General features: G+C 59.6%; 20 protein-coding genes. 11 read left to right on the forward strand and 9 right to left on the reverse strand.

Annotated features, from left to right (window positions below; genetic code table 11):
* Nucleotides 1-523 precede the first annotated feature (523 nt).
* Nucleotides 524-1612 (forward strand): polysaccharide biosynthesis/export family protein, encoded by a 1089-nt coding sequence (locus H3028_RS00295; RefSeq protein WP_181295095.1) that lies wholly within the window; start codon nt 524-526, stop codon nt 1610-1612.
* A gap of 166 nt (nt 1613-1778) precedes the next feature.
* Here H3028_RS00295 and H3028_RS00300 read toward each other — a convergent pair whose 3' ends face one another.
* Nucleotides 1779-1967, reverse strand: coding sequence for a hypothetical protein (locus H3028_RS00300; RefSeq protein WP_168424034.1), 189 nt, complete (start codon nt 1965-1967; stop codon nt 1779-1781).
* Between the two features lie 324 nt (nt 1968-2291).
* On the opposite strand from H3028_RS00300, the gene H3028_RS00305 reads away from it, so the two are divergent.
* From H3028_RS00305 to H3028_RS00325, 5 genes are all read left to right on the forward strand, one after another.
* Entirely contained in the window at nt 2292-4448 is a 2157-nt protein-coding gene (locus H3028_RS00305) for a TonB-dependent siderophore receptor (RefSeq protein WP_181295096.1), read from the forward strand.
* Nucleotides 4449-4473: 25 nt separating this feature from the next.
* The gene (locus H3028_RS00310) at nt 4474-4770 is read left to right on the forward strand and encodes a DUF3649 domain-containing protein (RefSeq protein WP_181295097.1); all 297 of its coding nucleotides are present in this window, start codon (nt 4474-4476) and stop codon (nt 4768-4770) included.
* On the forward strand, nt 4767-6299 hold the full coding sequence (locus tag H3028_RS00315) for a PepSY domain-containing protein (RefSeq protein WP_181295098.1): 1533 nt from the start codon (nt 4767-4769) through the stop codon (nt 6297-6299). The genes H3028_RS00310 and H3028_RS00315 overlap by 4 nt, the downstream gene beginning before the upstream one ends.
* Nucleotides 6296-6625, forward strand: a complete 330-nt coding sequence (locus H3028_RS00320; protein ID WP_181295099.1) for a DUF3325 domain-containing protein — start codon at nt 6296-6298, stop codon at nt 6623-6625. Before H3028_RS00315 ends, H3028_RS00320 begins: the two co-directional genes overlap by 4 nt.
* A 207-nt stretch (nt 6626-6832) precedes the next feature.
* Nucleotides 6833-7876, forward strand: coding sequence for a hypothetical protein (locus H3028_RS00325; protein ID WP_181295100.1), 1044 nt, complete (start codon nt 6833-6835; stop codon nt 7874-7876).
* 92 nt (nt 7877-7968) lie between these two features.
* Here the strand turns inward: H3028_RS00325 and H3028_RS00330 are convergent, their stop codons facing one another.
* On the reverse strand, nt 7969-8595 hold the full coding sequence (locus H3028_RS00330; protein WP_181295939.1) for a glutamine cyclotransferase: 627 nt from the start codon (nt 8593-8595) through the stop codon (nt 7969-7971).
* A gap of 35 nt (nt 8596-8630) precedes the next feature.
* Nucleotides 8631-9848 (reverse strand): helix-turn-helix domain-containing protein, encoded by a 1218-nt coding sequence (locus tag H3028_RS00335; protein ID WP_181295101.1) that lies wholly within the window; start codon nt 9846-9848, stop codon nt 8631-8633.
* 320 nt (nt 9849-10168) lie between these two features.
* Here H3028_RS00335 and dusA point away from each other — a divergent pair, with 320 nt between their 5' ends.
* Both dusA and tal read left to right on the forward strand, forming a co-directional pair.
* Nucleotides 10169-11173 (forward strand): tRNA dihydrouridine(20/20a) synthase DusA, encoded by a 1005-nt coding sequence (gene dusA / locus H3028_RS00340; protein ID WP_181295102.1) that lies wholly within the window; start codon nt 10169-10171, stop codon nt 11171-11173.
* A gap of 126 nt (nt 11174-11299) precedes the next feature.
* Nucleotides 11300-12220: a transaldolase gene (gene tal / locus H3028_RS00345; RefSeq protein WP_181295103.1), complete on the forward strand. Its 921-nt coding sequence runs from the start codon at nt 11300-11302 to the stop codon at nt 12218-12220.
* A 169-nt stretch (nt 12221-12389) separates the two neighbouring features.
* Here the strand turns inward: tal and rssC are convergent, their stop codons facing one another.
* Both rssC and rssB read right to left on the reverse strand, forming a co-directional pair.
* Nucleotides 12390-12872, reverse strand: a complete 483-nt coding sequence (rssC, locus tag H3028_RS00350; protein ID WP_181295104.1) for an anti-sigma factor antagonist RssC — start codon at nt 12870-12872, stop codon at nt 12390-12392.
* Nucleotides 12869-14053: a two-component system response regulator RssB gene (rssB, locus tag H3028_RS00355; RefSeq protein WP_181295105.1), complete on the reverse strand. Its 1185-nt coding sequence runs from the start codon at nt 14051-14053 to the stop codon at nt 12869-12871. The genes rssC and rssB overlap by 4 nt, the downstream gene beginning before the upstream one ends.
* A 205-nt stretch (nt 14054-14258) precedes the next feature.
* Here rssB and H3028_RS00360 point away from each other — a divergent pair, with 205 nt between their 5' ends.
* Nucleotides 14259-14558, forward strand: coding sequence for a PilZ domain-containing protein (locus H3028_RS00360; RefSeq protein WP_181295106.1), 300 nt, complete (start codon nt 14259-14261; stop codon nt 14556-14558).
* Nucleotides 14559-14665: 107 nt separating this feature from the next.
* Here the strand turns inward: H3028_RS00360 and H3028_RS00365 are convergent, their stop codons facing one another.
* Complete coding sequence (locus H3028_RS00365) at nt 14666-15367, reverse strand: VacJ family lipoprotein (RefSeq protein ID WP_181295107.1); 702 nt, start codon at nt 15365-15367, stop codon at nt 14666-14668.
* A gap of 216 nt (nt 15368-15583) precedes the next feature.
* Between H3028_RS00365 and H3028_RS00370 the strand changes: the two genes are divergently transcribed.
* Nucleotides 15584-15850 (forward strand): DUF4404 family protein, encoded by a 267-nt coding sequence (locus H3028_RS00370; protein WP_181295108.1) that lies wholly within the window; start codon nt 15584-15586, stop codon nt 15848-15850.
* Between the two features lie 70 nt (nt 15851-15920).
* On the opposite strand, the gene queF is transcribed toward H3028_RS00370, so the two are convergent.
* The 3 genes from queF to H3028_RS00385 all read right to left on the reverse strand — a co-directional run bounded on the left by queF (nt 15921) and on the right by H3028_RS00385 (nt 18571).
* Nucleotides 15921-16751 carry an NADPH-dependent 7-cyano-7-deazaguanine reductase QueF gene (queF, locus tag H3028_RS00375; protein WP_181295109.1) on the reverse strand — a complete coding sequence of 277 codons (831 nt, stop codon included), beginning with the start codon at nt 16749-16751 and terminating at the stop codon, nt 15921-15923.
* A gap of 111 nt (nt 16752-16862) precedes the next feature.
* Nucleotides 16863-17642, reverse strand: coding sequence for an ABC transporter permease (locus H3028_RS00380; RefSeq protein ID WP_168424719.1), 780 nt, complete (start codon nt 17640-17642; stop codon nt 16863-16865).
* Nucleotides 17639-18571 carry an ABC transporter ATP-binding protein gene (locus tag H3028_RS00385; RefSeq protein WP_168424718.1) on the reverse strand — a complete coding sequence of 311 codons (933 nt, stop codon included), beginning with the start codon at nt 18569-18571 and terminating at the stop codon, nt 17639-17641. Before H3028_RS00385 ends, H3028_RS00380 begins: the two co-directional genes overlap by 4 nt.
* A gap of 376 nt (nt 18572-18947) precedes the next feature.
* Here H3028_RS00385 and H3028_RS00390 point away from each other — a divergent pair, with 376 nt between their 5' ends.
* The gene (locus H3028_RS00390) at nt 18948-21395 is read left to right on the forward strand and encodes an acyl-CoA dehydrogenase (protein ID WP_181295110.1); all 2448 of its coding nucleotides are present in this window, start codon (nt 18948-18950) and stop codon (nt 21393-21395) included.
* Nucleotides 21396-21420: the final 25 nt, after the last annotated feature.

Genomic DNA, 21420 nt, shown 5'->3' on the forward strand with positions numbered 1-21420 from the left:
TTTTTGGCTGACCAGCGTCGGCCAAACAGATGAAACCTATTGCAGCTCGGGATGTTCAATCGAAGCGATATTCGCAGTCCAGACATACATAAATGTTGATTCTGAGCTCCGATATCCAATTGCCCGTTCTAGACGGCTTCTATTCCATCGGATCGCAGCGCCCTCGCATGACCGCCCCCATTTCTGCATGCCGCCTTGAACCCAAGAGAAACGGAGCGGTCTATGGCTACTGTGAGCAGCAAAGCGCCCGTTCCAGTCTGGTGAAACCACAAGACAGGGTTGAGCGGAACCTACCAGTCGCTCATCCGGAACACGTCTCACGCTCGAGTCGAAGAAGTACTCCTTCCAGGGCTTTGCGATAGCGACACCAGGAGAAGCAGATATTGAATTCGTTCTTATGCGCTTTCGAAGCGATCACCGCCGGATGTCGATAGACGGATCAATTGCGCTCGTTCCTTCAGTAAAAGTGAATCCCGCTGTTTTCACTTCGTAAAAACAACTATTCCGTCAAGGATGAAGAACCATGAAACCATTATTTGCTCTTGCTTTCTCTTCCGCGCTGGCGCTCCAAGGATGTGTTTTTTCGCCCGGCCAATACCTTGACCCAGACGAGTTCAAGGACGGTGCGGAATCGGAAGACGGCACCGTACAGCTGATTCGCATCACGCCCGACATGCTCAAGGGCGAACTGTCTTCCGATCAGGGCACATCCAGCAAGCAGGAGCTGCTCGACTACAAACCAGAGGCGTACCGCATCGGCGCGAACGACCTTCTATACATCACCGTCTGGGATCATCCTGAACTGACCGCGCCATCCGGCCCGCAACAGCAGCTCGATGCCAACGGTCGTCTGGTCCGCCCTGATGGGACCCTCTTCTATCCTTATATCGGCAACGTCGATGCGGCAGGCCGCACAATCGAAGAGCTGCGTGCTCACATCGCACGCCGTCTCGCCAATTACATCGATAGTCCGCAGGTTGATGTCAGCCTGCTGCGCTACGGAAGCCAGCGCATCGTGCTGTCCGGCGCGTTCAACACTGCCGGTGAAGTACCGGTGACTACCGCTCCGATGACCATCGTTCAAGCGATTAGCCAAGCCGGCGTCGACACCGAAACCGCTGACCTTTCCGGCCTTATGCTCAAGCGCGACGGCCGCGAGTACATGCTCAACCTCGACGACCTGAACCGCCCCGACTCCTGGCTGCATCAGGTCTACCTGAAGGATGGCGACCAGCTGCATCTGCCTTATAACGATCAGAAGAAAATCTACGTGTTGGGTGAAGTCACCGAGCCTCAGGCCCTCAGCTTCAAGGCAACGAGCTATAACCTGATGGATGCGATCGGTACTGCTGGCGGGATTCGCCAGGAAACCGCGGATGGCGAAGCGGTATATGTCATTCGTGGCGCGGAGAACATCGCCACCGAACAAGCCACGGTCTTCCAGCTGAACGCCAAGTCCCCGACCGCCTTCGCCCTGGCCAAGAGCTTCCCGCTCCAACCGCAGGACGTCGTATTCGTGGGGCCGGCAGGCATTACCCGTTGGAACCGCTTCATCAGCCAGCTGCTACCATCGGCTGCATTCGTCGGAACCGGTGCCGCATTCAACCGTTGATGGCGTAACAGACATCAGGCCGGCCCTGGCCTGATGTACAGAACCGCAGCCAGCCCACCGGGCGGCTGCGGTTTTTTATTGCTTGCTGGACGGGTTACCGCCACGCAAGCCACCGCCGTGAACGGGCCGGCAATAAAACCACACAGATCATGTGGCTTCTAACTGGCTACTCAGTTGGAATAGTCGGATCATCTTCGAACATGTCGATATCTTCATCAGTGACCTCCGTCTCCTCGGGGTCAGACATCGGAGCATCGTTGATACTGGCACCGTCTGGATCTCCAGGCAGGGGCGCATCGGCATCAGAATCGTTCGCCGCCATCAGCCTAGTGAACACCATGGATTCATCTTGCATGCTTCACCTCGCAGGGAGGCCCCCAATGGCCTCTGCGAATATCGAACGGCGAAGCTGCGATTGGTGCTGAACCACCAGTCGGAGCAGCGAAGCGTTACTGCACGAGCTGAGTTGCTCAACAGCTCGGCAACCGCTCATCCAGACCTTGCTTCTGATCGCCGGTCCGTTGTCGTCTAGTACCAACTCACATCGCATCAGCCCGATTTTTTCTACGCGTCAAACCTGGGCAATGGGGGACCGCAGAAGAGATCTGTGCGCACAAGCATTACAAATGCAACGTATTCGCATTAACATCCGCATCCCAACAACGAATTGGAGATGCTCATGTTCTGCCGCCCAGTCTTGCACCCGTTTTTCCTCGCATTACGCGCTGCCAGTCTCGCCATTCCGGCTGTAGCTCTCTGCTCGGCTGCCTTGGCACAGTCGGCGAACGAAGCTCCAGCGACAAACTCATCGGCACTCGAGTTGCCGGCGCAGGAAATTGTGTCCAGCGAAACCGAACGCGCTGAAGGCCCTGTCGATGGTTACGTCGCGACACGTTCAGTGACCGGCACCAAGACCGATACACCGATCCTTCAGGTCCCGCAGTCGATCAGCGTGATCACGGCCGATCGCATGCAGGATCAAGGTGTGCAGACAGTGCAGGACGCATTGCGCTACGTCTCGGGTGTGCGGGGGGAAGCCTTTGGGCTGGATGCCCGAGGCGACTCGTCCAAAATCCGCGGCAGCACGCCGGTGCTCTTTCTCGATGGTCTGCAGCAAACCTTCGGCAACTACACCAATACCCGTACTGATCCCTTCACGCTCGAACGTCTTGAAGTGCTCAAGGGTCCGTCGTCGATGCTGTACGGCCAGAGCCCAGTTGGCGGATTGATCAACATGGTCAGCAAACGACCCCGCGATGAGCAAAGAACCGAACTTCAGCTCCAATACGGCACCCATGACCGCAAGCAGATCGCGATCGACAGCACCGGGCCGCTAAACGACGAAGGCACCCTCCTCTATCGGGTGGTCGCAATTGCGCGGGACAGCGACTCCCAGGTCGATTACGTGGAAGACGATAGGCTGGTGTTGATGCCGTCGATCACCTGGCGACCAACCGACGATATCGAGTGGACCCTGCTGGCGAACATACAACGAGACGACAGCGGCTCCACCTCACAATTTCTTCCTCACCGCGGCACCGTCCTGGATGCGCCTTACGGTCATTACGATACGGATCTGTTTGTCAGTGAGCCGGGATTCGACGAGTACGACACCGAGCAGATGGCGCTTACATCGCAGTTCAGCTGGCGCTTGAACGAGACTTGGACGCTGCGGCAGAACCTGCGCTATCAGGAAAGCGAAGTCAGCTATCAGCAGATTTACGGCTGGCCACCGGTGCTCAACGCTGATAACCGCACACTCGACCGCGTCTACTACGTATCCAAGCCCGAAGTCGACGTGTGGGTCGCGGATCACAACGCCCAAGCCCTGTTCGACACCGGGCCGGTGCAGCACACGTTTCTTATCGGGACTGACTACCAGCACGCCGTCACCAACCGCAAACAGGCAGGCGGGGCGGCGACGCCGCTTGATCTGTACGATCCGGTGTATGGCACCTTCGATCCGTCGATCATCAACCTGAGGGTAGATCCCGAGCAGACACTGGCTCAACAGGGCATTTACCTGCAGGACCAGCTCAGGTACGAACGCTGGATGCTCACCCTGGGACTGCGAAAGGATTGGGCGGATAACCGGACCGATAGCGGTACGCGCCAGAAAGACGATGCGGTCACCGGTCGAGTCGGGCTCACCTATCTCTTCGACAATGGTGCTGCCCCCTACATCAGCTACAGCGAGTCCTTCCAGCCGATCGTGGGGCTGAACGCTTCGACCAATGAGCCTTACAAGCCATTGGAAGGCGAACAGTGGGAACTAGGCATCAAGTATCAACCTGTCGATAGCAACAGCCTGTACACCGCCGCGGTGTTCGACTTGCGTGAACAAAACCGGCAGATGCCCGACCCGAACAACCCTTCAAACACCGTCCAGACAGGACAAACGAAAGCCCAGGGTCTGGAGTTGGAAGCGATGGTCGCCGTAACCCCGAATTGGGATCTGATCGCCACCTACACTTACCTCGATACCGAGGTGCTGGAGGGAACACCACGCGAGGAAGGCGCGCGTTTGGCAACGATCCCAGAGAACATGGCCTCGCTCTGGTCCCAGCATCGCTTCGAGTGGTTCGGCATCCCCGGTTTTAGCGCGGGCGCGGGTGTGCGCTATGTCGGCGCAAGCTGGGACGGCACCGACACGCTGAAGACACCGTCGACCACTCTGTTCGACGCCATGCTCGGTTATCGCTACCAGAATTGGGCATTCGCGCTCAACGCCACCAACCTGGAAGACGAAACCTACTACACCACGTGCCTGTCGCGCGGTGACTGCTTCCTCGGCAATCGCAGGACGGTGGTCGGCACCGTCAGCTACAGCTTCTGATGGGCCGGCTCTGGAGGCCACACCGATGAGCACCTTCGTATCTTCCCGCCTCGCCAATCTGGCCGGGCGTGTTTCTGCCGCCCTGCTGGGCGGCTATGCATTGGCCTTTGGTTTCACAGCGTTCTTCTCTGTGTACTTACCAATGCCTCGGCCTGACCGGGTAGTGACAGCCAGCCTGCTCTGTTTCGCCGTCTGGGTGGGGGCAGTCATTTACGCCTTCGCTGCAAAAAGCGCCTTGCACGCCTGGTTACTGATTTCCGGACTGGCCGTCCTCTTCTGCCTGGGTGCTTACCTGCCCGTCGAGTGGAGGACCCGGCCATGACACTTCGCCAATCAATGGCCGGACTGCATACCTGGGGCGGATTGTTGCCCAGCTGGTTACTGTTCGTGATCATTTTCGCCGGCACCCTGGCCTGTTTCGATAAAGAGCTGGAGCGTTGGATGCGGCCTGCGCTGCATACGCAGACGGCCACATGGATGACCGCCGATGACGTCGGTAACTGGGTTCAGGCGAATGTTCAGGAACCGCTACACGCTTACTGGATGCATGGCCCGACCGAACGTGAGCCCTATTGGCGGCTGGGCTGGGAAGAGGACGAATCCGGTACGCGCGGTCGTGTTGCATTCGACCCTCGTAGTGGAGAGCCCATGCCCGAGTCGGTAGGCGGCGAATTTTTCTTCACGCTGCACTACAACCTGCATGCCGGAACCGTCGGCATGTATGTCGTTGGCCTGGCAGGTATGTTCATGCTGGTGGCCCTGGTGTCGGGAATCATCACCCATCGGCGAATTTTCAAGGATTTCTTTACCCTGCGCCCCCAGGCCAACGGCCAGCGCGCCTGGCTCGATGCCCATAACCTGTTCGGCGTCATAGGCCTGCCGTTCCATTTGATTCTTGCTTACACCGGCGTGGCGGTCTTCGTCGCGTCCTACATGCCCGCAGGCGCGATGGTCGCTTACGGAGGCGATCCACTGGCCTTCTTTGAAGAAGTGCAAGGCGGTTTCCATCGCAACGAGCTGCACCAGCCGGCCGGCCAGCTGGCTTCACTGAATGACATGCTCACCAACTCACGTCAACGCTGGGGTGACGGAGAGCCCGGCTGGATCATCGTCGAGCACCCTGCAGACGCATCCGCCGTCGTCAGCGTGCGTCGTTCCGATCCGTCGCGCATCGGCTCGCCACAAGACACCCTGAGCTACGACGCCTTCACCGGCGACCTCCTTCACCAGCAGCAAGCACCGACCAGCTATCGGGCTTATATCTGGCTGGTGGGGCTGCACATGGCGCAGTTCGGCGGGCAAATCGTGCGCCTGCTGTACGGTTTTCTCGGGCTTGTCGGCTGCGCGATGCTGGTGGCCGGCACCAGCGTATGGTTACGCAAGCGCGAGGGACGCCAGATTCGAGGCCTGGAAATCGTTCGGGCACTCAACGGCGCGGTCTTCTTCGGCCTGCCCATCGCCTCGCTGGCTTTGCTCTGGGCGAATCGTTTGTTACCCAGCACATTGACCGCACGCGGCTCTGCCGAGGCTTGGTGCTTCTCGCTTGCTTGGCTTGCCGTGGTGATCACCGCCTACCTGTGGCGCCACCAACCGCTCAAGCTACTTCGTTGGCTGTTCGCGTTGCTGGCGATGCTCTCGCTGGGCCTACCCTTGCTCAACGGCTTGACTGCACCTGACGGGCATCTACTGGCAAGCCTGCTCCGAGGGGATCTGATATTAGCGGGTGTCGACGTAGTGCTGCTGGTAGTTGGCGGACTCTGCGCATGGGGCTCGCTTCGCCAGCCGCGTCAACATCAATCAGCGCGCAGGGGCGCGCGCACCGCCACGCAAGAACAGGAGTTGGCACCATGACCACACTCGCTTTCGCCCTAGCGTACCTGGGCATGCTCGCGCTCTGCCTGGCACTGACCCGACACCACCGTGCGATCTTCAATACCGCTCCGACATCCGTACGACAACGGTGGCTGCGTGTAGCCGCGACCGGGCTGCTACTCGGTACCACCGTTGTAAATGTCGCGTCGCTAGGCGTAGCGATCGGCCTGGTCGTCTGTCTCGCACAGCTGATGCTCGCCGGGCTGGCGGTCAGCTTGACACTCGCATGGCGGGAACGGTGGGTCGTACCGCTCGGCGCCTTGCTCAGTCTGCTTGGCGTGCTGTTCGCAGTAGGCGGTGGTTAGAAGGTTTCAGTGAGCGGCAGGTGCGAAGGTTTACCTGAGTAAAGCTGCGCTTGTGCTTTTATCTGGACTACGAAGTTACGACGCTCTAATCCTCGCCGGCCCATATTTAGCTCTTATGGTCTATTCCGTGGGCCAAGCTAACCGACAACAATCGCCCTGCTTCGCCTGTGATGTACGGAGCTCATCCATCGCGAACAGGAGATTCCAATGTATAAGATTACTCCTCTCGCCGCAGCGCTCTTGCTCGTGGCAAGCGGCAACCTCATGGCCAACGAGCACGTGGCCGAGATAGAACAGAGCGGCACCAACAACACCGCAGAGCAGATACAAAGCGGTGTCTTGCAGCGGTCTTTCATCGTTCAGAATGGTACCGAGAACAGCGCACTCACCGACCAATCCGGCAGCAGTGGCGAGGGCAGCCAGGCGAGCATCGAGCAAATAGGCACGCTGAATTCGGCTGCGATCTATCAGGTCCACGGCAGCCGGCCAGGGTTGGCGAGCGCGGCTGTCTACCAGACGGGGACCTCCAATAGCGCTCATATCGAACAGCAGGAAAGTCTCGGCGAGCTCTCGGCGACGGCGACTGCTAGCCAGGAAGGCTCTGGAAACCAGCTCGATGCCACACAGACTTGGGTGGGCAACGAACTCAATGTGGTTTCCGCCGGCCAAAACAATACCGTCGCGATCGATCAGTCTGGTTTCAGTACGGCGGATGTTCAGCAGTCGGGCGTTGCGAATCGTGTGCAACTGGAGCAGGTAAGCTTCGGCATCGGAGGTGGTTTCGCCGTGGTCGAGCAGGATGGCACTGCCAACCAGGCGGACATCTATCAGTCCTCTAGCCGCTACCCTGCGGGCGATGTTTTCCTTCAGCAGCTTGGCACCGCCAACATCGCGCAGATCAGAGCCGGCGATGGCTACAGCACGCTGGACTATACGCAGCGGGGCACCGGAAACGAGCTGAGTGCCCACTTCAGCGGGCAAGGCTCCAGAATAAGCGGGTACTCGGAGGGCAGCTATAACCTGGTTGATATCTCTCAGGTAGGCGATGACAACAGCCTTGATATCGCTCAGGGCGGCTCTTATAACCAGATCGACGCCTACCAGGGGTTCCATGCCCATGAGGCGCTCATCAGCCAGACGGGTGACAGTAACCAGGCTGTGCTAAGGCAGGAAAGCCTATCGCTTGGCGGTCATTCCGCCAGCATCGTTCAAACCGGTAACGGCAACATCGCCAGCGTCGTTCAGCAGTAGTTTCCGTTCAACGCAACGGGTGGATGTTCCAAGTCAGCCGGAAGCCCATCATCATGACCTTCCGGCTGTCCTGTATCGCTCGGCGCTCGCCATCATCCCGGGTGGCGCACGGCTCGCAGTCTTCCGGCTCCGCCACCTCCGCAGAAAAAGCTACCAGCGCCATCATATTCAAGACCTGACACGCCGACGCCTTTTGGCATCTCCAGAACATTCAGCACTTCGCCCGTTAGCGGGTCGATATGCCTCAACTCACTCTCGCCATCTTCCCAGACCCCATGCCAGAGCGCTCCGTCTGCCCAGGTCACGCCTGTGACGAAGCGGTTGGACTCGATGGTGCGCAGGATCGCGCCTGTTTGAGGATCCAGCTGATGGATCTTTCTATCGCGATACTGGCCAACCCAGAGCACCCCCTCCGCCCATGCAAGACCTGATGCATCGTGAGGTGCCGGAATAGAGGCGAGCACCGCGCCACTTTCGGGGTCGATTTTCTGAATGCAATCGCCGTAGATCTGGAATAGATGCTGGCCATCGAACGCCGTTCCGGCATCCGCTCGAGCGTCGATCGAGCGCAGGGTTTCGCCGCTCGTAGGATCAAGTGAGTGAAGCTTATCGCCGCTTGCGAACCAGACATGCTGACCGTCATGGCTGACGCCGTGCACGGCGTCGATGCCTATAAAGGGTCCATATTCGCGGATGATTTGTGCCGCTGAGTGCTTCATGAGTCCTTCCTCCTTATCAGGTGAGGGGATCCTAGTCACATCAGCACCGAAGCTGGGAGTAACAAGATCGTCGCGAAAGCGGGCATGGGCGGAGCGATCCATCGGCGGGACCTGCCGCGGCCAAACGACTGCACCTTGTCTGCCTTCGCAAGTGAATCCAACGCTCGCTGCACGGTACGCTGGCTAGACCCTAGCGCAAGGCCAAGCGCTGAGCTCGACCACGGTTCCCCATCAGCGAGGCATGCCAGCACAGCCGCATATTTCTCTTCGACGGGCCGCGCCAGCACAACCACCTCATCCGCTCCAAGCGGGGCTAGCGCGAACCCTCGCTTCGTTGCTGTCACACCAGCCACGTTCAGCATCAAAACACGAAGGCGCCCAACCTCAACGCGCAACCGAACCCTATGCGACTCATCAGCGACTCTGGTGCGAAATGTCTGTGCGATAAGTGTGGCTCTCGGCACATCTGCCGGCCAGGCTTCGCCCAACAGACGAGCAAGCTCGAACAGCACCGGACGTTTAACGAGCGAAATGACCGAATCAGCCCTACATATGACACGACGGCACGCGTCCACGACGAGCGCTCCCGACGCCAGGGTGTTTTCAACCTCATCCAATCGGACAAGGCGCTCACCGCTACGCGTGATCCGCCGCGCCGCTGGCCTGTCCAAAACAGCCGATGCGTGCCGCAGCTCCGCAGTCAGCGCAGGAATGCCCGCCCGGTTCGCCGCCCGTTCCGCCGCTGTGAACGCCCTGCGCGCGGCCCCCGCCTGTAGACGACGCAGTGCTATCCCCGCGACGACCAGCTCATAGACCGCCCTTGCCGCTGGCCTGAGATGCACGGGCTCCAGATCAACCAACCTACGCTCCGCCTCCTCAACACCCCCGATCAAAAGCAGTCGGCGAAGCTCGAGCAAACGCGCATGGGCGGAGTTGGACCAATCGCCATGTGCTTCGAGCGCCTCTCTCGCTTCGTCTAGCCTCTTCGCAGGCCAGCCCAGGTCACGAGAAGCGAGCGCAATCTCGGCTTCCGCGACAGTACATCTCGCACGAGGCACAGCTTCTTCAGGCCCGAAGGCACAGGCCGCGTCCTTCAGCAATGCCTTCGCCCGGGCGAAATCCCCGAGCTGCGCCATCGCTATGCCGCGAAGCGCGAGCGCGGACGGATCGTTGCGCAAGGCGACCCGTTTGAGCGCGCCGAGCGGATCGCCGGTCGCGAGCGCTCGCGCCGCCGATGCAATCAACGCGTCCACTTGGATCCCGCCACGCTAGTCGCTCCTAAGGATTGGATTCAGTCTCGCCCCATCGCGGTGCGATCAGTCCAGCTTTGCAGGCGACCTGTCACTAAGGGGTGCGGCGGGTCTCGACGAGCTTCGACGCGCGCGGGCAGGGGTCACCTGATAAACTTGTCATCTATTTTTCTGATGATCTGGCGATAGCCGCTAGACACCCATCAGCCCCTGGCTGGTACGCCCCGCCCTGCCACGGTATCGATCGATACCGCCGACAGCGTCAGCGCTCCAATCCTAGATCACCGTATACGCCTAAAGCACCAAGCACAGCCGGAAGACGCATGAAAACCTGTAATGAGCCAGCAATATCCTACCGTCCACCGTCCCGGCGCTTTTCCGTGGCGCCCATGATGGACTGGACAGATAGACATTGCCGGTATTTTCTGCGGCAGCTGTCACGGCACGCCCTGCTTTATACCGAGATGGTTACGACCGGCGCGTTGATCAATGGCGATGCCGAGCGGTTTCTGCGTCACGACGAGGTGGAGTACCCCCTTGCCCTGCAGCTCGGCGGTAGCGTGCCGGCCGATCTGGCGGCCTGCGCAAAAATGGCCGAGGCTGCTGGTTACGATGAGGTGAACCTCAACGTGGGCTGCCCCAGCGACCGTGTGCAAAACAACCTGATCGGTGCCTGCCTCATGGGGTATCCATCGCTCGTGGCCGATTGCGTAAAAGCGATGCGCGACGCCGTCGGGATCGAGGTAACGGTCAAGCACCGGATCGGCATTAACGGGCGCGACGGCTATGCCGAGCTCTGCGACTTTGTCGGCCAGGTAAGCGAAGCGGGCTGCCAAAGTTTTACCGTGCATGCGCGTATTGCGATCCTCGAAGGGCTGTCTCCGAAGGAAAATCGTGAGGTACCCCCGTTGCGTTATGACGTCGCGGCCCGGCTCAAAGGGGACTTTCCAGATTTGGAAATCATCCTCAACGGTGGCATCAAGACCCTCGAAGAATGCGAGGCGCACCTGCAACGTTTCGATGGCGTGATGCTCGGCCGCGAGGCCTACCACAATCCTTACCTGCTCGCGCAAGTGGATGCCAGGCTGTTCGACAGCCATGAGCCGGTCCTCAGCCGCGCCGATGCGCTGAGGCGGATGCGACCGTACATCCAACGGCACCTGGACGGGGGCGGTTCAATGCATCACATCACTCGGCATGTGCTGGGGCTCGGCCAAGGCTTCCCCGGCGCACGGCGCTTCCGCCAATTACTTTCAGTCGATATTCATAAAACCAAAGACCCACTGACGCTGCTGGAGCAGGCGACCCGTCTGCTCGAAGGACACTGATATATTCGTCAAGGAACACTCGGGATCATTTTCAATCCAAGTGCTGTCCGCCCGGACCATTCGCTCGTTGAGCGGCTCGGTGGCCTCGGGTTAAGGTCATGCCAACTCAGAGGATAGAGCGCCCCCATGACATCCAAGCTGGAACAACTCAAGCAGTTCACCACCGTCGTCGCCGACACTGGCGATCTCGATGCCATTGCCCGTCTACAGCCGGTAGACACCACTACCAACCCGTCTCTGTTGCTCAAGGCCGCTGCCCTCCCTCGCTATGCGGAGCATCTGCAGGAAGCAATGTCCCGCTGCGCCGGTGATATCGGCCTGGGCTGCGATCTGTTTGCCGTCGCGGTCGGCCAGGAAGTACTGAAGCTGATTCCCGGGCGCATTTCCACCGAGGTCGACGCACGACTTTCCTTCGATACCGAGGCAATGGTCCAGCGCGGCGAACGCCTGATCGGCTTGTATGAGCAAGCCGGCGTATCCCGCGATCGCGTGCTGATCAAACTGGCTTCCACCTGGGAGGGCATCCGTGCCGCCGAGCGGCTGGAAAAATCCGGCATCCAGACCAACCTGACCCTGCTGTTCTGCTTTACCCAGGCGGTGGCCTGCGCCGAGGCTGGGGTATTCCTCATTTCGCCGTTCGTGGGGCGCATCTACGATTGGTACAAGAAGCACGAAGGCCGCGATTACACCGGCAGTGAAGATCCAGGCGTGCAGTCAGTCAGCCGGATCTATGACTACTACAAGGCGCACGGCTACAAGACCGTGGTGATGGGAGCAAGCTTTCGCAATACCGGACAGATCGAAGCGTTGGCAGGCTGTGACCGCCTGACCATCAGCCCCGAACTGCTGGGCCAGCTGGCCCAGGAAGACGGTCCGCTGGAGCGCAAGCTGTCACCCGGGCGCGCGTCCGAGCCGCGTATCACGCTGGATGAACGCAGCTTCCGTTGGGGGTTGAACGAAGACCCGATGGCGACAGAGAAATTGGCTGAAGGTATCCGCCAGTTCGCGCGTGATCAGGAGAAGCTCGAGGCATTGCTAATGTCTTGAATCTGAAGTTCGTTCAAGAGCTGCCGAGTGAATTTTGTAGTCGGGCGAGGCGCCGCGACGAGTCATAGCGGGGCTATGGCAGGGGAGGCAACGCAGTCCGGCGGCAAAATGCGCCGGCAGAATTGAACAGCCAATTTCTGATTCAGGACACTTGAAGCCAAGCGCTGATTCAGGAACGTTCCAACGCTGTCACGAGGTCGCGAAAGGCCTCGCGGTTGGACTCATTGAGGCTCATCAGAATACGGTGAGCTTCAAGCACCTTGTTTTTCACTACGTCTTCTGATTGATCCTGGCTGGGCAGGTCCGCCAGTTGCTCGGGTGAAGGTAGCGGCTGATCGACAATATTGAATACCTGATCAAAACCCATCGACTGCAACAGACGGGTGATATCGGCATGCGTGGTGACCAGCGTGGGCAGCATGCCGATCTTCTGTCTAGACAGAATCGATAGCTTAGCCAGCAGCCCCAGCGTAGTGCTGTCGATGCTGCGGCTTTCGGTGAGATCGATCACGATCGCCGAGAAGTTCAGCGATGAGAAAATTTTCTCGATCGTAGCATCCAGCGCCGAGCAAAGCGTCAGCCGGATTTCGCCGACGAACTTGAGAACGAAGGTGCCGTCCTGCTCGGCAAACTGGATTTTACCAGTGCTCATGCAAGGTTCCTGCTCAATACCAGCAATGCGATGTCATCGGGCATATCCTCCAGATCGGCCAGGCCGAACACTCGCTGAAGTCCCTCCAGCGTACCGCCTGCCTCACAAACCAGCCCGGGCAGCCCTGCTTCCTTATCTTTGAGGGCTTCCCCCGGCAAAAGGTCCAAAATGCCATCGGAAAGTAGCGTCAGACTGAAAGAGCCAGGCAGCTCAATCTCGTAATTATCGTAGGTCGCCTCGACGAACAGCCCAACCGGCAAGCCGCGCCCTTCCAGGTATTTTGCCGTATCGCCGGTATAAAGCACGGGCATCGGAAGGTGTCCCCCAATGCTGTAATGCAGCACGTTGCGCTCTTGGTCGATCACCCCACCGAGCATGGTGACGTGCTTGCCGAGCTTGCAGTTGATCAGCCCGCGATTGATGTGATCGAGCACCTCGGACGGCTTGAATGCGCGCAGCGCCCCACCCCGCCGAGACTCGTAGAGCAGGCGCGTGGTCATGAACTTCAGCAGCACCGTGACGAATGCCGAAGAGGCACCATGCCCCGACACATCAGCTAGATAGAAGCCGATGCGATGTTCATCGATCCTAAAGTAATCGACGAAATCCCCTGAGAGGTAGAGAGACGGAATGATCTGATGAGCGAACTGAAAGTCATCCAAGGTGCAGGGCGTAACCGGCAGCATATTCATCTGCACCTGGCGGCCAGCATCCTGATCTTCCTGCAAAAGATGCAGACTGGCCTGCAGGTCGCGGTTGGCCGTTTCCAACTGCTCACGATAGCGGCGGTTCTCCAGGCGCAAGCGAGAGCGATCGAGCGCCCGACGCACCGAGTGCTCGAGCATGGCCAGGTCTTCGAGGGGTTTGATCAGGTAATCAGCCGCCCCCAGGCGCAGGGCTTCTACAGCATCGCTCATCACCCCGGCGCCAGATACCACGATAACCGGAAGGTCGACCTGACGCTCGCTGATCAGCCGGATCAGCTCCAGGCCATCCATTTGCGGCATACGCAGATCGCAGATCACCAGATCCGGACGCTCAGCGTCAAACAGCTCCATGCCCCGCGGCCCGTTAGGCGCCTGCAAGACCTTGAAACCGCTGTCATCCAGATAGGCGGCCAGGCTGGCTCGTACCACATCGTCGTCATCTATGATCAGCAGCGTCGCGCTTGGGTTGTGCATGTTCCTACCAGGCGGTATCGCCAGGATGATTGGCGAAAGCATCGGCCCCGCGCGAACGCTGGGCAAGGGATCTTTTCAAGGCGCAGACGGTACTCCCATACGTTCTGTGTTTCAAGCCAGGCACTGCCGCCCCGTCTGTGCTTTACAGGCTGAATTGACGAGCGCTATAAGAACGGGCGCAACCAAAACTCAGAGGACGAAAACAATGACCCAGAGTGATCGGGACTACAGCGAAAAACGCGACTTCATCCGCATGCAGATCGAAACCGCGATCACCCTTATACAGGGCAGCCAGCGCTACGAGGCAACGTGCCTGGACTTATCGAGCACGGGCATGCAAGTGCTCGCCGCAACCAGCCTGCAGATGGGCGACAAGGTAAGGGTGCACATTCCTTCCGAACACAGCGAGCTGAAGGGGCTGGATGCAGAAACCGAGGTGGTGCGGGTCGGCGAGCATGACGATGGCCGGCAGAGCCTTGGGCTCGCCATCGTATCGATGAGCTAGACGGTACCAGGCGGCAGCGCCTCGCCAAATGAGCGGGGCACTGAAAGCCTGAAGCCGCGGGTCGTCGGGATGATCGGATGGCGGGGCCAAGGCTGGTTAGGTCATGGTCAGAAGTCGTCTTCGACCTGACCATCCTGCGTACGAAACTCGCGGTTCTGCAGATAGGCGTTACGAACGAAAATGTATCTGTCGCCCGTGATCATCTTTTCGGCGGAAAGCAGCCCGGCACGCAAGTCAACCACGTTTACCGCTCGCGTCACGTTGCGGGTGGGTACGTGGTCCATGTGGGGATACGGCTGCAGAAAGGAGTCCGGTACACGCCCCGCAGCATCACGTACGGTGCTCGGCCCAAGCAGCGGCAACACGACATAAGGCCCGCTACCCAGGCCCCAGACGCCGAGCGTCTGACCGAAGTCCTCGTCGTTCTTCTGGAGACCCATGCGGGTCGCAACATCGAAGAAGCCGAGAACGCCAAAGGTACTGTTAAACAGGATGCGGCTCGTGTCGATGCCGGCGTCGCGGACCTTGCCTTGCAGCAAATCGTTGGTCAGCACCACGACATCGCCAAGGTTGCTGAACACGTTGCCAATGCCGTCTTCGAGAAAATTCGGGGTGACTTTCTGGTAGCCCTGTGCGAGCGGCTTGAGGGTGTAGGTGTCGACCTTGTCGTTGAAGTCGAACACCACGCGGTTGACGCCTTCCCACGGGTCCTCCTCGGCTGCCTGCAACGACGTCGCGCCAAACATCGCCAGCGCTGCGACGAGCGTGACCCCGAAATACTCGATCCAATCCTTGCCGATCACATGCATCGCAGCCTTCCTCTTATCCGAATGGTGGCGTCTACCACGAAGCGCAGCAGTATAAATCCATTCAGGGGATTTCCGGCAGCCGACAGACATGCGGAAGCCGGACGAACTTCGCTGCCTCCGGCGCCCTCAAAGAGAAGGACAAGCCCAGACCGCTGGTTTACCCTTCACGTATAGAACGCTGGCGAACTGTCGTCAGAAACCATAGAGGGAAGCAATATGCCGGAACATGATCTGCAGTCGCAGCTCGCGGAGTTGCGTAGTCAACTGGCCCAGGACGCCCCGCTGACAGAAGAAGAGCGGGCATCGCTGCAGGCGATTGCCCAGGACATTGAACTTCGCCTGGCAAACGAGGGCGTAGTGGACCAGAACGATTCTCTCGTCGACGGCGTCAACCTGGCGGTCGAGCGTTTCGAGGTCAGCCACCCGAACACCGCCATGACTCTGCGCAATATCATGCAGACGCTGGCGAACATGGGAATCTGAGCGCAGCTCCAATAGCCAGCTTAAAGTCAGCGCAGAGCACGGATGATCGCCATGCTCTGCCCTTTGACTATCACTGTCGAACCAGCCGCCCATTGCTCGATGCGACGGGTTCGGTGCTGCGGTACGGGTTGATATCCAGCCCACCGCGGCGCACATAGCGGGCATGAACGCTTAGCCGCTCTGGCTTCAGCAACCGCTGCAAGTCAAGAAAGATGCGCTCCACGCACTGTTCATGAAAGTCCGCATGTTGGCGGAAGCTCACCAGGTAGGCGAGCAGACTGCCGTGGTCCAACGCCGCGCCGCGGTACTCCACCACCACAGTGCCCCAGTCCGGCTGACCGGTAACCGGGCAATTGGATTTCAGCAGGTGGCTATAAACACACTCTTCGACTTGACGCCCCGGGTCGCAGCTAAGCAGATCGGCACGTGGCGAATCGTAGTGTTCGATGGTGACATCCAGCTCGTCGATACAGTATCCCTTCTGCGACGTAACCCCTTCCTGGGTGGCCTCGTCCAATGTCCGCAGACAAACGCCAACCGGCTTGCCGGCCGCAGCGGACAGATCGCTGACCATTATTTCGACGAGCGCCTCGCGGCTATCGAACACCGACTGGTTCAGCGAATTCAGATAGAGCTTGAAGGACTTGGATTCGATGATGTTCGGCGAGTCCGCCGGGATGCTGAATTCACCGATGGCGACCACCGGCTTGCCGGACGGCAGCAGCCAGGACAGCTCGTAGCAATTCCAGATGTCGACGCCGCGGTAGGGCAAGGTGTCGGCTGTCAGCCCCAGCTCAGCCCACTTGGGCGCGCGTGGGATGGGAAACAGCTGCTCGGGGCTGTAGGTCGCCACATAGGCACTGGATTTGCCCAGCGGCGACAGTTCGGCGGGATGCTGCATGGCGGAAACCTGTACGAAAAATGACCGCAAGTGTATCGGTTCCCGCGATGTTTATCATCGCAAATGCCTGGTGCGCGCCGCGGCGCGTCGCTGCCTGGACCAGGCTGCGGGTTACTGGCGCATGCCGCGCCCGCTCTTGAGCAAGCGGATGCACCAGAGATACATCACAATCGCCGCCACCGCCATGAAGCTGATGGCAATGCCGATGCGAATGTCCGAAACCCCGAGAATGCCGTAACGGAACGCATTGACCATATGCAGGATGGGGTTGGCCAGCGACAAGGTCTGCCAGAACGGCGAAAGCAGATTGATCGAATAGAACACGCCACCCAGGTAGGTCAGCGGCGTTAGCACAAACGTCGGAATGATCGAAATATCGTCGAAATTCCGCGCGAACACTGCATTGATAAAGCCACCCAGCGCGAAGATCGTCGAGGTCAATGCGATCACAAGAAGCGTAATGCCCAAGTGATGCACCTGCAGATCGGTAAAGAACATCGACAGCAACGTGACGATCAGCGCAACGGCCAGCCCTCGAGTGATGCCGCCCAATGCGAAACCGATAAGAATCACATGCGGCGATACCGGAGACACCAGCAGCTCTTCGATGGAGCGCTGGAACTTGCTGCTGAAAAAACTCGAGACGACATTGCTGTAGGAGTTGGTGATCACCGACATCATGATCAGCCCCGGCACGATGTACTCCATGTAGGTGAAGCCATCCATCTGGCCGATCCGCGCACCGATCAAATTCCCGAAGATGACGAAATACAACACCATCGTGATCGCCGGGGGCAGCAACGTCTGCGGCCAGATTCGCGTGTAGCGCCGGATTTCTCGGTGGACGATGGTCTGCAGAGCAACCAGATTGGGCCGGAATTCAGCGTTCATTTGGCCACCTTGGGCAGATTGTTCTCCACCATCGAAACGAACAGCTCCTCCAGCCGATTGGTCTTGTTGCGCAGGCTCAGCACCTCGATGCCCTGCGCCGAAAGCATCCGAAACAGATCGGTGACACCTTGACTCTTGTCCACCTGCACCTCGAGGGTGTGATGATCAACCAGTCTCGCCGGGTAGTTGCCCAGCTCTGGCGGCACCAGCTGCGACTCCTTCAGGTCCAGCAGAAAGGTCTCTACATGCAGCTGCTTGAGCAATTCGCGCATGCTGGTGTTCTTGACGATCTTCCCGTGGTCGATGATGCCGATGTTGCGGCACAGCTGCTCGGCCTCTTCCAGATAGTGCGTGGTCAAAATGATCGTAATGCCTTCACGATTGAGCTCGGTGAGGAACGACCACATCGAACGGCGCAGCTCGATATCCACGCCGGCCGTGGGCTCATCAAGGATCAGCAGGCGCGGCCGGTGAATCAGCGCTCGAGCGATCATCAGACGCCGCTTCATGCCGCCGGATAGCATGCGGGAGGAGACATCGCGCTTGTCCCATAGCCCCAGCTGGTTGAGGTACTGCTCGGCGCGTTCTTTAGCGACTTTCGCCGGGATGCCGTAGTAGCCGGCCTGGGTGACAAGAATGTCGAAGGCCTTCTCGAACTGATTGAAATTGAACTCCTGCGGCACCACACCCAGGCAACGCTTGAGCCCGGACGGATCGCGGTCAAGATCGTGGCCGAACACATTGACCGTGCCGCCGGTCTTGTTCACCAGCGTCGAAAGAATGCCGATGGTGGTGGACTTGCCGGCCCCGTTGGGGCCCAGCAATGCAAAGAAATCGCCTTCAGCCACATCCAGGTCGATACCCTTGAGCGCCTCGAAGCCGTTTCCGTAAACCTTGGTCAACTGCCGAATGGACAGAGCAGTACTCATAAAAGAATGCACGCAAAACAGAGAGATCAAAACTAGATAAGGGCTGCATCGAGCGATTGCAACCACCAGGCGCCTTTGACATTGCCTGACCCTGCGAAAGTTTCACGCCGGGCCGACCTTCCACGTCAAGCCTAAAGCAATCTCGTACCGCTTCGTAAGACGTGAGCCTCGCGGCGAACGCAGTCCAAGCCAGCCAAAGCCATAACATCGCTCCGAGGGCGGGCTCAGAATCGCTGCGGCTGCGTGTGTCATACCAGAACTCGTCCTGCACGCTCCGGTCATTATTTGAAACCAACAGCGTCGATCCGTCCCTTCACCGCTCATCTCAAAAGCCTATGCTCACGTAGGTCGCCATTCGCTCAACAAGGAAAATCGCATGACCCTGCTCTGGCTGCTCGCGTTACTGATCGGCATCGCCGTGATCGCGCATCTACGTGTATCTCCCGTACCCGCGCTGGCCATGGTTGCGGCGTATCTGGTGCTTATGGGGGCGGCCGATGAAACTCCGGCCTGGCTGATGGTCATCCTCTGGCTCATGCTCATCGCCGTCGCGGCGCCCCTGCTGGTGGCCGACCTGCGCATCAAGTACCTCAGCGGACCGATGTTCGACTGGTTCAAGAAGGTCCTGCCGCCCATTTCCGACACCGAACGCGATGCGATCGACGCCGGCAGTGTCTGGTGGGACGGCGAGCTGTTCAGTGGCCGACCGAACTGGGACACCCTCCTCGGCTACCCCAAGGCGACGCTCACCGAGGAAGAGCAGGCATTCGTCGACGGCCCCACCGAAGCGCTGTGCGCCATGGTCAGCGACTGGGACATCGGCCAGCGACTGGATCTCCCTCAAGAGGCTTGGGATTACATCAAGGCCGAAGGCTTTTTCGCCCTGATCATCCCCAAGGAATATGGCGGTAAAGGCTTCTCAGCCTACGCGCATTCCCAGATTGTCATGAAACTCGCCACGCGCAGCGGCGATCTTGCCAGCACGGTGATGGTGCCCAACTCGCTCGGCCCAGCCGAGTTGCTGATGCACTACGGCACCGAGGAACAACGCAACCATTACTTGCCGCGCCTGGCCAATGGCACGGACATCCCCTGCTTTGCCCTGACCGGCCCATACGCTGGCTCCGACGCCGGTGCGATGAACGACAGTGGCGTGATCTGCAAAGGGCAATGGCAGGGTAAGGAAGTCCTCGGCCTGCGCCTGAACTGGGAAAAGCGCTACATCACCCTGGGCCCGGTCGCTACCCTCCTAGGTGTCGCCTTCAAGACATACGATCCAGCGCATCTTCTCGGTGACGAAGAGGAGCTCGGCATCAGCCTCGCCCTGATTCCGACCGAAACCGCTGGCGTCGAGATCGGCCGTCGCCATCTGCCCCTGGGCGCGGCATTCATGAATGGGCCTAACTGGGGCAAGGACGTATTCGTCCCGCTGGACGCGATCATCGGCGGGCGCGACATGATCGGCAAGGGCTGGATGATGCTGATGAACTGCCTATCCGTCGGTCGCTCCATCTCGCTGCCGGCAACCGGCGTCAGCGCCGCCAAGACGTGCAGCTATGTCTGTGGCCGCTATGCGCAGATCCGTGAGCAATTCAACGTGCCGCTGGCGGCGTTCGAAGGCATTCAGGAGCCCCTTGCCCGCATCGGCGGCAACGCCTGGTTGATGGATAGCGCGCGAATCCTGACGGCCAATGCGGTCGACCTGGGCGAGAAGCCCTCGGTGCTCTCGGCCGTCCTCAAATACCACCTGACCGAACGCGGCCGTGAATGCGTCACCGACGCCATGGATATTCACGGCGGCAAGGGCATCATTATGGGGCCGAATAATTACCTGGGCCGCCTATGGTTGTCGGCACCGATTTCCATCACCGTCGAAGGCGCGAACATTCTTTCGCGCAACCTGATGATCTTCGGTCAAGGCGCGATCCGCTGCCATCCCTTCGTATTGCGCGAAATGGAGCTGGTCCACGAGCCCGACCGCGACGCTGCGGTGAAGAAATTCGACGAACTCCTGATGCAACACATCGGCTTCGCCGTCAGCAACACGGCCAGCACGCTGGTGCTCGGGCTGACCTTCGGCCTGTTTGGCAAGGCGCCGGGGACCGAGCTGACCCGTCCGTACTTCCGCGCGCTGGACCGGATCGCCGCGGCGTTCGCCATGCTCGCCGACCTGTCCATGATGCTGCTGGGCGGCGAACTCAAGCGCCGCGAGCGCCTGTCGGCACGGCTTGGCGATGTGCTCAGCCACCTGTATCTGGCATCCGCCGCGCTCAAGCGCTATCACGACCTTGGCCACCCAGCCGAGCAGGCGCCGCTGCTGCGCTGGGCGCTGGAGGATTGCCTGTGCAAAGCCGAGGAGGCACTGGCCGGCACCTTGAGCAACTTCCCTAACCGCTTGCTTGGTAGCGTGCTGCAGATGCTGATATTCCCGTTCGGCGCGCGGCACAAGGGGCCATCCGATGCGCTGGATGCCGAAGTGGCTGCCATCCTCGGCCGCCCGGAAGGCGATCCGGCGCTGGAGCAGATCCTGGAAGGCGTTTACCGCCCGTTCGGCAGCAACGAGGCCTTTGCGGATCTGCGAGACGCCTTCGACACACTGGCCGCTGCGCAACCGCTGCATAAGAAGCTGCATAAAGCGCTCAAGAACGGCGATTTCAAACCGACCGCTGGCGAAGATCTCATCAGTGCGGCTTTGGCCGCCGGCGTTCTCGACGCGCAAGAGGCGCAACAGCTGACCGCAGCAGAGGCGGCACGGCGCAAGGTCATCAGCGTCGATGATTTTTCTAAGGAACAGTTAGAGCCGAGCCCCGGTAAAATCCGCTAGGTCATCGTCAGGCGGCTGCCGCACG

This window comes from Pseudomonas sp. Q2-TVG4-2, from assembly GCF_013620795.1.
Taxonomy (GTDB): domain Bacteria; phylum Pseudomonadota; class Gammaproteobacteria; order Pseudomonadales; family Pseudomonadaceae; genus Stutzerimonas.

Bases quoted from the DNA above. Each gene is read 5' to 3' on its own strand.
- H3028_RS00295 (WP_181295095.1), top strand. From the start codon at position 524: ATGAAACCATTATTTGCTCTTGCTTTCTCTTCCGCGCTGGCGCTCCAA.
- H3028_RS00300 (WP_168424034.1), bottom strand. From the start codon at position 1,967: ATGCAAGATGAATCCATGGTGTTCACTAGGCTGATGGCGGCGAACGAT.
- H3028_RS00305 (WP_181295096.1), top strand. From the start codon at position 2,292: ATGTTCTGCCGCCCAGTCTTGCACCCGTTTTTCCTCGCATTACGCGCT.
- H3028_RS00310 (WP_181295097.1), top strand. From the start codon at position 4,474: ATGAGCACCTTCGTATCTTCCCGCCTCGCCAATCTGGCCGGGCGTGTT.
- H3028_RS00315 (WP_181295098.1), top strand. From the start codon at position 4,767: ATGACACTTCGCCAATCAATGGCCGGACTGCATACCTGGGGCGGATTG.
- H3028_RS00320 (WP_181295099.1), top strand. From the start codon at position 6,296: ATGACCACACTCGCTTTCGCCCTAGCGTACCTGGGCATGCTCGCGCTC.
- H3028_RS00325 (WP_181295100.1), top strand. From the start codon at position 6,833: ATGTATAAGATTACTCCTCTCGCCGCAGCGCTCTTGCTCGTGGCAAGC.
- H3028_RS00330 (WP_181295939.1), bottom strand. From the start codon at position 8,595: ATGAAGCACTCAGCGGCACAAATCATCCGCGAATATGGACCCTTTATA.
- dusA (WP_181295102.1), top strand. From the start codon at position 10,169: ATGAAAACCTGTAATGAGCCAGCAATATCCTACCGTCCACCGTCCCGG.
- tal (WP_181295103.1), top strand. From the start codon at position 11,300: ATGACATCCAAGCTGGAACAACTCAAGCAGTTCACCACCGTCGTCGCC.
- rssC (WP_181295104.1), bottom strand. From the start codon at position 12,872: ATGAGCACTGGTAAAATCCAGTTTGCCGAGCAGGACGGCACCTTCGTT.
- rssB (WP_181295105.1), bottom strand. From the start codon at position 14,053: ATGCACAACCCAAGCGCGACGCTGCTGATCATAGATGACGACGATGTG.
- H3028_RS00360 (WP_181295106.1), top strand. From the start codon at position 14,259: ATGACCCAGAGTGATCGGGACTACAGCGAAAAACGCGACTTCATCCGC.
- H3028_RS00365 (WP_181295107.1), bottom strand. From the start codon at position 15,367: ATGCATGTGATCGGCAAGGATTGGATCGAGTATTTCGGGGTCACGCTC.
- H3028_RS00370 (WP_181295108.1), top strand. From the start codon at position 15,584: ATGCCGGAACATGATCTGCAGTCGCAGCTCGCGGAGTTGCGTAGTCAA.
- queF (WP_181295109.1), bottom strand. From the start codon at position 16,751: ATGCAGCATCCCGCCGAACTGTCGCCGCTGGGCAAATCCAGTGCCTAT.
- H3028_RS00380 (WP_168424719.1), bottom strand. From the start codon at position 17,642: ATGAACGCTGAATTCCGGCCCAATCTGGTTGCTCTGCAGACCATCGTC.
- H3028_RS00385 (WP_168424718.1), bottom strand. From the start codon at position 18,571: ATGAGTACTGCTCTGTCCATTCGGCAGTTGACCAAGGTTTACGGAAAC.
- H3028_RS00390 (WP_181295110.1), top strand. From the start codon at position 18,948: ATGACCCTGCTCTGGCTGCTCGCGTTACTGATCGGCATCGCCGTGATC.